Origin of the sequence: Paenibacillus puldeungensis (assembly GCF_042678945.1) — a bacterium.
Lineage (GTDB): Bacteria > Bacillota > Bacilli > Paenibacillales > Paenibacillaceae > Fontibacillus > Fontibacillus puldeungensis.
The window spans coordinates 15,183-27,926 of sequence record NZ_JBHTLM010000032.1; the positions used below are offsets into that span (position 1 = coordinate 15,183).

Below are 12,744 nucleotides of genomic sequence, written 5' to 3' on the forward strand. Positions count from 1 at the left end.
AACTGCAAAAATAACGAAGATGGCTTGACGGAGAAGGACTATAGATTAACAATACAGTTATGCCAAAACGAGGAATCATACAAAAACGGCAATACTAGCTACCATGAGGTTTTCGTACATACGAAGGGAGAACAACACAGATGATTGACGCATTTTTTAAACTCAAGGAACACGGGACCAACATAAAAACAGAGGTGCTGGCCGGTATCACTACGTTCCTGGCGATGGCCTACATTTTGGTGGTCAATCCAGCGGTATTAAGCGCGGCAGGGGTTCCGTTCGAGCAAGTATTTATGGCTACAGTGATTGCAGCCGTAACAGGAACGTTGTTTATGGCGCTATTCGCCAACCATCCGATCGCCATCGCCCCGGGCATGGGGCTTAACGCATACTTCACAAGCGTTGTTGCGTCTACCGGTTTGTCCTATCAAACCGTCCTGGGTACGGTGTTCTTCGCCGGGGTGCTGTTTCTGCTGCTAAGCTTGACCAAGCTTCGGGAGGCGCTCATCCGGGCAATACCGGATTCGCTAAAATTCGGCATTACCGCCGGAATCGGCTTGTTCATTGCCTTTCTCGGATTAAAAATGTCCGGTATCGTAGTAGCCAATCCGAATAACCTGGTCACTTTCGGCGATCTGCATCGTTCCGTCACACTGCTCACCATTTTTGGCGTCTTCGTAACGCTGATTTTGATGGCACGCCGGGTTACTGGAGCGTTGTTCATCGGAATGGCGCTGACGGCTTTGCTCGGCTATTTTACCGGTCAGCTTAAAGTGACCAATTTCTTGTCCACGCCGCCGGCTCCGGTCTTTTTTGACCTCGATCTATCGGGAGTATTCAGTCAGGGACTTTACACAACGGTATTTGCCTTTCTGCTAGTCACACTATTTGACACCACGGGGACGCTGATCGGCGTGGCCGAACAGACTGGCGCGATGAAGAACGGGGAGCTTCCAAGGGCCAAATCGGCGCTGCTCGCTGATGCGACCGCGACGACAATCGGCTCCATGTTCGGGACGAGCCCGACCACCGCATTCATTGAATCGACGACCGGGGTTGCGGCCGGGGGAAGAACCGGCTTAACCTCGTTCATCGTGGGAATATTGTTTCTGCTGTCGATCTTCTTCTCGCCTCTGGTCGGCTCGATCTCCTCGCTTCCGGCCATTACCGCACCGGCGCTCATTATCGTCGGCTGCTTTATGATGGAGGGCTTGGCCCGGATTCAATGGAAATCGTTCGACGAGGCGTTTCCTGCCTTCGCCATTTTACTGATGATGCCGCTGACCGCCAGCATTGCGACAGGCATCGCCATCGGCTTCATCACTTACCCGGTCATGAAGCTTGTTAGCGGGAAGGGACGGGAAGTACATCCGCTCCTCTATGTATTTGGAGCTATTTTCATCATCCAGCTAACCTTTTTCCCGGCGCACTAAAAAAAGGGGCCGCACGGCCCCGCAATTTTCACTCCCAAATCCCTGCCAAACCCTGTTGTTACCGCTTTATTGAATAAGATTTTGTTACCCGTTTTAACTTTGTTGAGACCCTTTTCCAGTGACATACGTATATAATTTAACTATAGGGCATATCTGTAGTCTGTATGCGGCAAAGATGCCGACACGGAAAGGCGGGAACTCTAGTGAAAAGATGGCTGACGGCAGTACTACTTCCAATCGTTTTAATCATAGCGATTCCTTCGTTAACGAATTCAAGCTCGAAGGCTGCCGAAACAAAACAGGTAGTTGAACAGAAACCGTATACGATAACCGTATACCTAAAACATGTTGATCTGGGCTCGAATAGAGGTACAGTAACGGCAGATCCGATTCAGTGGTACGAAGGTAAGGCTGCCGATAAAATATTTGCCGAACGTGAACCGGACGCGGGGATTGACGGTCCGCCGGACGGATACTATATTGTCAACGACAAGGAAGAGCAAACCGAATACCCGGTTGCAAAAGATGCTCAGGTGCTGATGCAAATTTACGACCGGACCGGAAATCCCGAAGACGCAGATATAAAATGGAACGAACCGATAACTCTGGAGAAATTCTCAAAGGTGTTCACTCATACCGATCTTATCGATTTGAGCGGTTTCCCATATCATCTCACGATTGCGAACGGGGAAGTTGTTAAAATTGTTCAGCAATATGTTCCATAACTTCTCTAGTAGCTCTACGATACAGTCTCATATGACGCAAGCCTCTATCAACATATTAAATGGCCTGCAGCTACCAAAGATCCGTCCGGTTCTATGCCGGGCGGTTTTTTTCAAGCTTAGGATATCGACCTTAAATGCTAGCAGCAATAAAATATATAGAAAAATATACCTTTCGTAGTATAATATTAGAATAGGTAGTTCTTTAGACCTACACAAATTGCTTAATAAGGATACAGCTAACTGCAAAGTGAAAAGGTGGTAGCTATGCATACGGATACCGATCTGATTCATCAGAAAAACGTTTGGGTACTGAAGATGTTCGCTTGTTTTTTTGCCATTGCCTTAGTCATTAATTTCATCTCGAACGGAAGCGTTACAGGGATGAAACCACTCATCGGTTTCGTGCTGCTGCTGATGTTGGCTGGCTTTGTAAAAAGTCACCGCTGGCCTTTTATCACAATGCTGCTGACGATCGGGTTTGTATTCGCTTATTTACATATTTTGATTTCTAACGATCCATCGGTTGTTAATTATATTTTTTTGGGACTTATTCCTTTGTTAAGCCTGTTCTATCAAAGCTACTCGGCAGTGATCTTGTCGGGGGTACTTTATGTGCTATCAGGAATTTACTTTATGTTCATGTATGATAAAACGGTATTTTCCGGAATCGTAAGTTCACGGGATACGGCATACATACTGCTTTATGACCTGTTCATCTTATTGTTTTCCTTGTTCTGTACATATATCAACAAAAGCTTATCCGCTCGGGCCGAGCTTAGCGAGGATCGGCTGCAGGCCATTCTGAAAAGCGTATCCGTCGGGATTTGGAGCTACGATTTAGACACCATGCAATTTGAAGTTTCAGACGGTTTCGAACGAATTACGGGTTATACCGGTGAGATGTTCAGAAATAGTCCGAGCTGTTTGAAGGACTTTATTTACCAGGAGGACCAGCATCTTTTTCAGGAGTGCCAGAAGGAAATGATTTTGGACCGGACAAGCTCTGTGATGGAATGTCGGGTGATATGCCCCAACGGGGAGCTAAAATGGATTCAAAGCCGCGGCACGCCTTATTTCAATTATACCGGGAACCTGGTTCGGCTGGAGGGGGTCATTATTGAAATCTCGGAACGCAGACAGCTGGAGGAGACCATTCAATTTCTGGCGTATCATGACGAACTGACCGGATTACCCAACCGCCGACAGCTTAGCGAGAAATTTGCCGAGTACGTCGAAAAAGGGATACAGCCGCTTGCACTTATGTTTCTGGACCTGAACAACTTCAAGGAGGTCAACGATACGTTCGGCCACGACGCCGGGGACTCGCTGCTGAGACATATCGCCGTAAAGCTCTCCTCTCTGATTCGCAGTGAGGATATGATTTGCCGCCTTGGCGGGGATGAATTTGTCATTTTGCTGAAGGATTTAAACGAAGAAAGTGTCTTGAAGGTGGTTGAACGGATTAGAACAAGCCTTTCCGAGGGCTACAATTACTTAGGAAACTGGATCGACGTGTCGGCCAGTATCGGCATTTGCGTTTCCCACGAGGGCAAGGGCAATCTCGATGAAATGATCCGGGAGGCAGACGCCTCCATGTATGAGGTAAAGCGCGGCGAAAACCGCTCCTACCGCGTTTATGGGGAGCCGAACCCGGTCTCTTAATCTTCGAACGGGCGGCTCCAAAAGGCCAGCCTTAGCTAGTTATCTTCTCTGCTGCGGCGGTCGAAATAAACGGCTCCAAGCCACTGGCTGGCAGCGAACAACACGACCAAACCAAGGATGATCAGAAAGCGATTATCCCCTTTGCGCATCAGCAGTTGAATCATGAATAGGGCCACAGCGACCTCGGTCCACATTAGCCCCCGTTTGCGCAAAGCTTTAAGGTCATAGGAGCCGGTTTTCATTTTACGCAAATTAATAAAAGCGACCGTCAAGAGTACGACAATGAATACCGCCGAACCGATCAGGTCCTCCGTCGAAAAATTATTCAAATCGCGAACCTCATTTCTTAGAAGTAATGATGAGCTGCATAGGCTCGTGTATATGTAGCATTGTAGCGTAAACGAAGCGGTGCAAGCAAACCGACCCTTCACCGCCTTGTCAAGGACATATCCAATAGATATTATTTCAAAAATAAGATATCCTCTTTTAAAGGATCGGAGCGGCTTTGCTTTGATTGTATCTGAAATAGAAAAAGAGGATGATCATCAATGGCGATAACAAAATTTCTCAAGCTGGTGGAAATTCAGACAAAAGCGGCCAGCATGATTCCGTTTCTGCTTGGAACGGTGTACGCCCTATTCCGGTTCCACGAGTTTCACGCAGGGCACTTCGCGCTGATGCTTATTTCACTGCTCAGCTTTGATATGGCAACAACGGCGATCAACAACTATTATGATTACAAGAAAGCTACCAAAAAACACGGCTACGGCTATGAACATCATAACGCTATCGTTAAATATCAGATGAACCCCGCAGCGGTGCTTGGTATCATCATAACCTTGCTCCTTATTGCCATTCTGGCGGGGATTTTGCTGTTCCTGCAAACCGGGCTGCTCATTTTACTGCTTGGAGGTTTGTCGTTTGCGGTCGGCATCTTATACTCCTTCGGCCCAATTCCGATTTCGCGGATGCCACTTGGTGAGATTTTTTCCGGCTTATTCATGGGGTTTGTCATTATATTCATATCGGCTTATATTCATGCGGGAGAGAAGCTAGCGACCTTGACACTAAATGGGGAAACTATCGTCCTTCAGGTGCAATTCGTCGAGGTGCTGCTCGTTTTTCTGCTTTCGATTCCGGCCATCCTGGGTATTGCGAACATTATGCTTGCGAACAACATTTGCGACATGGAGGATGACATCGAGAACAAGCGTTATACTCTGCCCGTATACATCGGCAAGGCGCCTGCGCTGATGCTGTTTAAAATAATGTATTACGCCGCATATGCTGACCTGATCGTGCTGGGATTCATGAAGGTTAATCCGCTCATCTTGGTGCTGGTGCTCGCTACCGTCATCCCCGTGGGCAAGAACATCAAACGGTTTGCGGCTCAGCCGACAAAGCAGCACACGTTTGGATTAGCGGTGCAAAACTTCATATTAACAAACGTTGCCCGGATTGCTGCGCTTAGCATTGCGGCTTGGATGACGTTTTAAAAGGTTGTGGACAGCTGCAGGCACTAGAAAGGTTTAGGTTTAAGGATGGAGGCGGCTTAACATGGATAAAATCAGGTTCGGCATCATCGGTGGCGGCTGGAGGGCCGAATTTTACTTACGAATCGCTAAGGCGCTGCCGGAACGGTTTGAAGTTGCAGGCATATGGGTGAGGGATGAAGAGAAGAGCCGGGAACTTGGCGGAAAATGGGGCGTTCCGACCACCTCCCGGCTGGAGGACTTCTTGGTGCAAGCCCGGCGCGATTATAGCTTTGTGGTTCTGTCGCTCACCAAGGTGGTCACCCCGGAATTTTTGGTCAGACTGGCGGCGGAAGGAATCCCTGTTCTAACGGAGACGCCTCCGGCAGTCGATATGGAGGGCCTCCTCCGTCTATATGAATCCGTTGGTCCTGAAGCGAAGATTCAGGTTGCGGAGCAGTTTATGTTTCAGCCCATGCATGCCGCTAGGCTGGCTGTGGCCAAATCCGGCCTCTTAGGCGAAGTGTCCCATGTCCAAGTGTCGGCGGGACACGGATATCATGGCATTAGCCTGATCCGGCACCTGCTGGGCGTTGGCTTCGATGAAGCGGAGATCAGCGGGCAGCGCATTGTTTCTCCGCTAATTCAAGGACCCGGGCGGAATGGCCTTCCATCTGCGGAGGCGGTGATCACCTCTGAGCAAGATATAGCGCTGATCCGTTTTGGCGATCGGACAGCGTTGTTTGATTTTACCTACGACCAGTATTTCTCCCCGATCCGGCGGCATCGCGTACTCGTTCGCGGACTCCGTGGAGAAATAGAAGGTACGGAAATCCGCTACCTTCGCGATTTTCGTACCCCGGTATATGTCCAGCTTCGCCGGGTGGATGCCGGCCATGGTAGTTCTTTGGAAGGTTATTATCACCAGGGTGTACTGGCCGGGGCCGAATGGGTGTATGTGAACCCGTTCGGGCCGGCTAGGCTAAGCGATGAGGAGATCGCCATAGCGACCAGCCTTGAGCGCATGGGCCGATACGTACAGGGCGGCCCTGCTTGCTACAGTTTGGCCGAGGCATCGCAGGATCAATATTTAACGCTATTGATGCTTGAAGCCATCAAGTCTGGCAAGACGGTGAAGTCGACTCACCAGCCTTGGGCATATTGAAGCTGAGTGTTCCCGCGAGGTATCAAGCTAAGTTCATCATCATTTGTAGCTCACCAAACTTGCTCTCATTTCTTTTCCAGCAAGCTGATGATCTGATTCAAATAATCGATATCAAGCTGCAGCAGCGCTAGACAATTATCAAACGAAGCCTCGGCGAATGCGTTAATTCCGCCGCAATTTTGCTTGATCTCTCGGCCTTTTCGCCAAAGGGACAACGTCTCCTCCAACTGCTGCAGGTTTTGCTGAAGCAGAGCTAGCGCCTCTTCCTTCGGAATCGATTCGACCCAGCTTAGCGCAAGGGTGAAATCAGATTTTAAGGAGTGCGGGGTCAAGGTTAGTGATTCGCGTACCATTTGCTGAAACGCAGCTTCCCCGGCTTCAGTAATAGCGTAAATTTTGCGTAGCCGCGCTCCCGTACGCTCTTCCGCTTCCGTCCGAATCAATCCTTCCTGCTCCATTTTGTTCAAGGCGTAGTAGATGGAGCCCGACAATAGGTTGGCCCAAGTATCTATGCGACTGGTCTGAATCAGCTGTTGAATTTCATAGCCATGCATCGGATGATCGCGCAGCAGGGCAAGAATAATTAGATTAGTCACTGGGATCTTCCTTTTCAAAATATTGATTATCCAACGTTGGATATCTGTAAACCAATTATATGCATCCGCTTCCTAAGTGTCAACAATTTCCTCCCCCACGGAAAAAAGCCGAGAGCACGAGCAAAAAACTCGCGTTCGGCTTTTTTGTACTCTGGGGATGAGAACCGGGCCTCGTGCAGCCAGGCCAAAGTCGTGAATTCGTTACAATCTCTTTTTCGGGGCAAGCATTACACCGGCACCGATGACGATCAGCGCAATAGCGAGCACGGGTTGTCCGAAGATCATGCGGTTGTATAGGTTTCCAATCGAGAAAATCGCAAAAAACAACAGCGCAAGTCCGCCCAAAATGTTAATCGGAATTAGTAAATATTTGTTTCGCTTTCCGAACCAGTAGAATTCAAACAAACCGACGGCAGGGGCAAGGATAAAGCCTGGCCATAAATACTGCCAGCTGTCGAATATCGTCGATAGCTGACAAACGAGACCTACGGTAAATAAAATACCGCCAGGGATGAGCAGCCCCGTCCCTCTTCGATCGGTCATCGAAAAATACAGCCAATGGAAGAACAATCCGAGCGGGATGACGAACAGCGTAGGCCAAAAGTTTCCGAACAGCGTACCTGCACTAATCGCTTCCTTGCGGAAGAAGAACAGGTAGATGCCCACCAATATCAAGGCAGGTCCGATCCATGCTTTTTTATTCATGTTCATGTTACAATCTCCTTTTCCTATGTACTGACTGTAATCCATCATACTATAAACGACGGGCAGCATCTTCGGTCTCTGGGGAAGTTGAGGACTGGACCAAAGTCCAGTTATTTGGCGTAAGCCTTGCATGCGTGTTAAAAAAGTGAACGCATAATAATCAATCGCTCATGAAACGCTAACTTCAGGAACATGAGGTGTTGTATATAACCCGTGAGGGTATCCTACACTTATCCCTAGAAGCTGGCAAGGAGGTTTTACGATGGCAAAAGAAAAATCACGCGGCAGACAGGCTGGAAATGGGAGCAGCAACGGGCAAAATCAAACGACAGGTAACGGTGGGGAAGGCCAAAGCGGACGCTTGTCCCAGATTAAGAACCATAAGACCTCGGGGGGAGAAACGCTGAACGAGTTTATTTCCGGGACTGACCGCTACGAAGGCTGATTTTCACCGCTGAAAAAGCCGAAAAAGCCGCTTCACAGCAGAATGGGCTGTGTGCGGCTTTTTCGCGGAAAGAGGAGTTATTTTTGCGTCCCGTGCTGCTTGGTCGGGAGCTTGCTGGCCGGGTTGCCTTGTCCATGGCGCTTTTTGTTGCGCGCCTCCTTCTCCTGCTGGTCATGTACTTTTTCAACGAATTTATGCAGATCTTCCATCCGGGTCATCAACTCCTTTGCAAATGGTTGGGTTCCCAGCGTTACTATGCCCTAATTTCTAAGCTTTCATCATTCTCCATATACTTAGAGGGGCGAAGGATTGTACAATAAAAAGGAAAATCGGATGGAAAAGAGGGTGCCTCCTAAAATGAAACGGGAAGACAAGCAGCTACGCTGGGGAATCATGGGGTGTGCGGGGATTGCTATAGGTGCCGTGATGCCAGCTATACAGCAGTCAACCACCGGGGTGATTACTGGCGTAGCTAGCCGGAATTTAGAAAAAAGCCGTCAAGTGGCGGACCAGTTTGGAGCGCCAAAAGCTTTCGGCAGTTATGAGGAAATGCTGGCTGACGCAGATATTGATGCTCTATATATCCCGCTCCCTAACCATTTGCATAAAGAATGGGCGATTCGGGCTATGCAGGCAGGCAAGCATGTATTGTGCGAGAAGCCGATTGCGCTGAATGCACCCGAGGCAAAGGAAATGGCTGACGCTGCGGACGAAGCTGGCGTACAGCTCGCGGAAGCATTCATGTACCGCCATCATCCAAGATGGGAGCGCATTCGCGAAATTATTGCCAGCGGAGAAATCGGCGAGCTACGAGTGATTCGCGGGGCCTTTACGTTTAACAACGCTGAAGATTTAACCAATATTCGCTTGCGTCCCGAGTGGGGTGGCGGCTCCATCTATGATGTTGGCTGTTACCCGATCAGTGCGGCCCGATATATTCTTGGCCAAGAACCGGAAGCGGTTACCGTACAAGCGAAGTTCTCACTGAAGCATGGCGGTGTTGATATGATGGCTGCGGGTCTGATCGAGTTTCCGGGTGAAGTCGCTCTGACGTTTGATTGCGGAATGTGGGCGGAGAACCGAGAGTTGCTGGAAATCGTCGGCACCGAGGGAGTTATCGATCTTCCGCGAGCATTTACAGCCGGCATGGAGAAAGCAGCCTACGGCGTTACTGTGCGCGGCGAGCGGCGCGAAGAGATTCCAGAAGCCATGAATCCTTATGTGGCTGAGCTGGACGATTTTGCCGCAGCCGTCTTCGGCGAGCGCCCGCAGCGTTTTACACCGCAGGATGCGGTGAAGGGCATGACGGTGCTGGAGGCCTGCTTGACCTCGGCCCGGGAGAAAAGACGGGTGAGCCTGCAAGCTTAGGGGCCGGTCTGGGGTTCTCGGTCGTTTGATTTGAGTAACAAGTAACAGGCAACTTTCGCAGATGAACAAGCAGGGCCAGGTGTACACATTGCGCCTGGTCCTGCTTCATTTTTATTATTTCTAAATATTACTGGAAAACCTCCCGCTATTTTTGGCGAAAAAGGTAGATTTGACTGAATTAACAGGAAAACCTCCCGTTAATTTTACTAATGTCGGCTGAATTGATGAAAATGCATCAAATTAGCGGGAGGATTTCCCTCTAATTTTTTCTATCCGGTGATTCGTGGCCAACTAACAGGAGGATTTCCATCTAATTACTTATTTCTCTCCAATCGGGTGATGCTTTACAGCTAACAAAAATTCTAAGCATCAAACGGTTGACAATTAAAAATATGAGACGGTATAATTCAATCTAGTTGATAATGAAAATCATTATCAATCGTCTGTCCTGCCGGCAGCAAACAAACTTGATCTTCCTACTGGCCAGAGGAAGAGAAGTAGGGCATAACACATGAAGAAAAAATATCTAACTATTTTGCTAATCATATTATCTTTGGTTTCCCTGTTCATCGGAGTCAAAGATATTTCTTTATCAGGCCTGCTGCACCTCCAAGCGGAGCAGTGGGAAATTCTCAGCATCAGCCGGATTCCGCGACTGATCAGCATCATCATCGCCGGCGTCAGCATGAGCATCGTCGGGCTAATTATGCAGCAGCTGACCCGCAACAAATTTGTGTCGCCGACGACGGCGGGCACGATGGATTCAGCCAGCTTCGGCATCATGGTATCGCTGCTGCTGTTTGGCTCAGCAGGTCCGCTCGTCAAGATGGCCGTAGCCTTCGTATTCGCGCTGGCCGGGACATATATCTTTATGCGCATCCTGGATCGGGTGCGGTATAAGGATACGATTTTTATCCCGCTGGTGGGTTTGATGTTCGGTGGCATTGTCAGCTCGGTAACGACTTTTTTTGCCTACAAATACAATTTGATTCAAAGCATGTCGGCCTGGATGCACGGCGATTTCTCCATGATCATGCAAGGGCGCTACGAGCTATTGTACATCAGCGTTCCGCTCGTTGTCGCTGCCTATGCCTACGCGAATAAGTTTACGGTGGCGGGCATGGGGGAGGAATTTTCCGTAAACCTTGGCCTCAATTACAAGCAGGTCGTCAATATCGGTTTGGGGCTGGTAGCGCTGGTCACCTCGGTGGTGGTACTGACGGTTGGGGCGATCCCGTTTCTCGGGCTCATTATTCCGAATCTTGTCACGATGTACCAAGGCGACAACCTGAAGAGCAACCTATCCCATACGGCCCTCCTCGGAGCGGTGTTCGTGCTGGCCTGTGATATTTTCGGAAGAGTCATTATTTATCCATATGAAGTGTCGATTGGACTCACCGTCGGCGTGATCGGGAGCGGCATTTTTCTGTACTTGCTGATGAGGAGAAACAGCTATGCGCATGAGTAACAAAGTGAAATTGAGCATCCTGGCAGGGCTCGCCATCTTGCTTGTGATCGTATTCCTGACCATCGATGCCGGGGGAAATTGGGATTACATACTGCCTAGACGCGGCAAAAAGCTGCTGGCGATCGCGCTCACCGGCACGGCCGTGGCTTTTTCGACAGTGGTGTTTCAGACGATCACGAATAACCGGATTTTGACGCCAAGCATTATCGGCCTGGACTCTTTGTACATGCTGCTCCAAACCGTCATCGTTTTCCTGATCGGCGGCACAGCGCTCACGATGATGAGCAAGAACCTGCGTTTTTTGCTTGCGGTAGGCATGATGGTGCTGTTTGCGGGTTTGCTCTACAGGCTCCTTTTCCGAAAAGAAGGCCGCAACATTTATCATCTGCTGCTGATCGGGCTCGTGTTCGGGACGTTTTTCTCCAGCCTGTCGTCTTTCATGCAGAAGCTGATCGATCCGAACGAATTCCTAGTTATTCAGGACAAAATGTTCGCGAGCTTTAACAACGTAAATTCGGATATTTTGCTTCTTTCGCTTGTGGGTGTGCTGCTGACGGGGTTGTACTTCGCCCGCTTTACGAAATATCTAGATGTACTTGCTCTGGGCCGAGATCATGCAGTGAACCTCGGAATTTCTTACGAATACGTCGTAAAAAGAATGCTGATCGTCGTCGCGGTGCTGATTTCGATTTCCACGGCGCTGGTCGGACCGATTACGTTTCTTGGACTACTGGTGGCGAACGTTGCTTATCAGTTTTTGGACACCTATCGTCATAAAACGTTGATCTTCGGCGCCTCCCTGATCAGCTTTATCGCTCTAGTCGGCGGTCAATTGATCGTTGAACGAGTGTTCACCTTCTCCACCTCACTTAGCGTGATCATCAATTTTATCGGCGGGGTGTACTTTATTTATCTACTGCTAAAGGAGAATAAGTCGTGGTAAAGGTCAGGGGAGTATCGAAAAGTTATGGCGGCAAAAAAGTGATTGACAACGTTTCGCTGGACATCGCCAAAGGGAAAATCACCTCCTTCATCGGCCCGAACGGGGCCGGCAAAAGCACGCTGATGTCGATGATCAGCCGGCTGATCGCCAAGGATGAAGGCGAGATTCTGATCGATGATCGGGAGCTCGGGAGTTGGAATAGCCGGGAGCTTGCCAAAAAGATTTCGATCCTGAAGCAGTCCAACCACATTAACCTGCGGCTGACGGTCAAGGATTTGGTGAGCTTTGGACGGTTCCCTTATTCGCAGGGAAAGCTTACGCCGGAGGATCTTCGTTATGTTGACGAAGCGATCGAGTATATGGAGCTTGCGTCGATGCAGCATAAATATTTGGATGAGCTGAGCGGAGGCCAGAAGCAGCGGGCGTTTATCGCCATGGTTATCGCCCAGAACACAGAATATGTGCTGCTCGATGAGCCGCTGAACAATCTCGATATGAAGCATTCTGTGCAAATTATGAAGGTCCTGCGCAGGCTGGTGGATGAGCTTGGCAAAACGGTCGTTCTGGTCATTCACGACATCAACTTTGCGTCCTGCTACTCGGACTACATTGTGGCGCTGAAGGGCGGGGTTGTTGTGAAGGAAGGGCCGACAGAAGAGATGATGGTATCTGATGTACTAAGCGCAGTTTACGATATGGACATTCCGATCGAGGAGATCGGCGGGAATAAAATCTGTGTGTATTTTGCAGGATAATGGTTTT

14 protein-coding genes are annotated in these 12,744 nt (G+C 49.3%); 10 read left to right on the forward strand and 4 right to left on the reverse strand.

From position 1 onward, the window contains the following. The first annotated feature begins 140 nt into the window (after positions 1-140). The 3 genes from ACFQ3W_RS24675 to ACFQ3W_RS24685 all read left to right on the forward strand — a co-directional run bounded on the left by ACFQ3W_RS24675 (position 141) and on the right by ACFQ3W_RS24685 (position 3,820). Positions 141-1,433 carry an NCS2 family permease gene (locus ACFQ3W_RS24675; protein ID WP_379321895.1) on the forward strand — a complete coding sequence of 431 codons (1,293 nt, stop codon included), beginning with the start codon at positions 141-143 and terminating at the stop codon, positions 1,431-1,433. A 203-nt stretch (positions 1,434-1,636) separates the two neighbouring features. Further along, entirely contained in the window at positions 1,637-2,158 is a 522-nt protein-coding gene (locus tag ACFQ3W_RS24680) for a hypothetical protein (RefSeq protein WP_379321896.1), read from the forward strand. A 264-nt stretch (positions 2,159-2,422) separates the two neighbouring features. Continuing rightward, on the forward strand, positions 2,423-3,820 hold the full coding sequence (locus ACFQ3W_RS24685; RefSeq protein WP_379321897.1) for a diguanylate cyclase: 1,398 nt from the start codon (positions 2,423-2,425) through the stop codon (positions 3,818-3,820). Positions 3,821-3,855: 35 nt separating this feature from the next. On the opposite strand, the gene ACFQ3W_RS24690 is transcribed toward ACFQ3W_RS24685, so the two are convergent. Continuing rightward, positions 3,856-4,149: a hypothetical protein gene (locus ACFQ3W_RS24690; protein WP_379321898.1), complete on the reverse strand. Its 294-nt coding sequence runs from the start codon at positions 4,147-4,149 to the stop codon at positions 3,856-3,858. Between the two features lie 219 nt (positions 4,150-4,368). On the opposite strand from ACFQ3W_RS24690, the gene ACFQ3W_RS24695 reads away from it, so the two are divergent. Next, a complete protein-coding gene (locus ACFQ3W_RS24695; RefSeq protein WP_379321899.1) occupies positions 4,369-5,316 on the forward strand; it encodes a 1,4-dihydroxy-2-naphthoate polyprenyltransferase in 948 nt (315 codons plus the stop codon). Positions 5,317-5,377: 61 nt separating this feature from the next. Beyond that, a complete protein-coding gene (locus ACFQ3W_RS24700; protein ID WP_379321900.1) occupies positions 5,378-6,457 on the forward strand; it encodes a Gfo/Idh/MocA family protein in 1,080 nt (359 codons plus the stop codon). A gap of 65 nt (positions 6,458-6,522) precedes the next feature. On the opposite strand, the gene ACFQ3W_RS24705 is transcribed toward ACFQ3W_RS24700, so the two are convergent. Together ACFQ3W_RS24705 and ACFQ3W_RS24710 are read right to left on the reverse strand one after the other, a co-directional pair. Beyond that, on the reverse strand, positions 6,523-7,053 hold the full coding sequence (locus ACFQ3W_RS24705; RefSeq protein WP_379321901.1) for a PadR family transcriptional regulator: 531 nt from the start codon (positions 7,051-7,053) through the stop codon (positions 6,523-6,525). Positions 7,054-7,254: 201 nt separating this feature from the next. Beyond that, complete coding sequence (locus ACFQ3W_RS24710) at positions 7,255-7,758, reverse strand: hypothetical protein (protein WP_379321920.1); 504 nt, start codon at positions 7,756-7,758, stop codon at positions 7,255-7,257. A gap of 262 nt (positions 7,759-8,020) precedes the next feature. Here ACFQ3W_RS24710 and ACFQ3W_RS24715 point away from each other — a divergent pair, with 262 nt between their 5' ends. Beyond that, positions 8,021-8,203, forward strand: a complete 183-nt coding sequence (locus ACFQ3W_RS24715) for a hypothetical protein (protein ID WP_379321902.1) — start codon at positions 8,021-8,023, stop codon at positions 8,201-8,203. Positions 8,204-8,280: 77 nt separating this feature from the next. Here the strand turns inward: ACFQ3W_RS24715 and ACFQ3W_RS24720 are convergent, their stop codons facing one another. Beyond that, the gene (locus tag ACFQ3W_RS24720) at positions 8,281-8,412 is read right to left on the reverse strand and encodes a DUF4023 domain-containing protein (protein ID WP_379321903.1); all 132 of its coding nucleotides are present in this window, start codon (positions 8,410-8,412) and stop codon (positions 8,281-8,283) included. A gap of 148 nt (positions 8,413-8,560) precedes the next feature. Here ACFQ3W_RS24720 and ACFQ3W_RS24725 point away from each other — a divergent pair, with 148 nt between their 5' ends. From ACFQ3W_RS24725 to ACFQ3W_RS24740, 4 genes are all read left to right on the forward strand, one after another. Then, positions 8,561-9,571, forward strand: coding sequence for a Gfo/Idh/MocA family protein (locus tag ACFQ3W_RS24725; RefSeq protein ID WP_379321904.1), 1,011 nt, complete (start codon positions 8,561-8,563; stop codon positions 9,569-9,571). Between the two features lie 511 nt (positions 9,572-10,082). Next, positions 10,083-11,039: an ABC transporter permease gene (locus ACFQ3W_RS24730; RefSeq protein ID WP_379321905.1), complete on the forward strand. Its 957-nt coding sequence runs from the start codon at positions 10,083-10,085 to the stop codon at positions 11,037-11,039. Continuing rightward, the gene (locus ACFQ3W_RS24735) at positions 11,032-11,982 is read left to right on the forward strand and encodes an iron chelate uptake ABC transporter family permease subunit (RefSeq protein WP_379321906.1); all 951 of its coding nucleotides are present in this window, start codon (positions 11,032-11,034) and stop codon (positions 11,980-11,982) included. Before ACFQ3W_RS24730 ends, ACFQ3W_RS24735 begins: the two co-directional genes overlap by 8 nt. After that, complete coding sequence (locus tag ACFQ3W_RS24740; RefSeq protein WP_379321907.1) at positions 11,976-12,737, forward strand: iron ABC transporter ATP-binding protein; 762 nt, start codon at positions 11,976-11,978, stop codon at positions 12,735-12,737. The genes ACFQ3W_RS24735 and ACFQ3W_RS24740 overlap by 7 nt, the downstream gene beginning before the upstream one ends. Positions 12,738-12,744 lie beyond the last annotated feature (7 nt).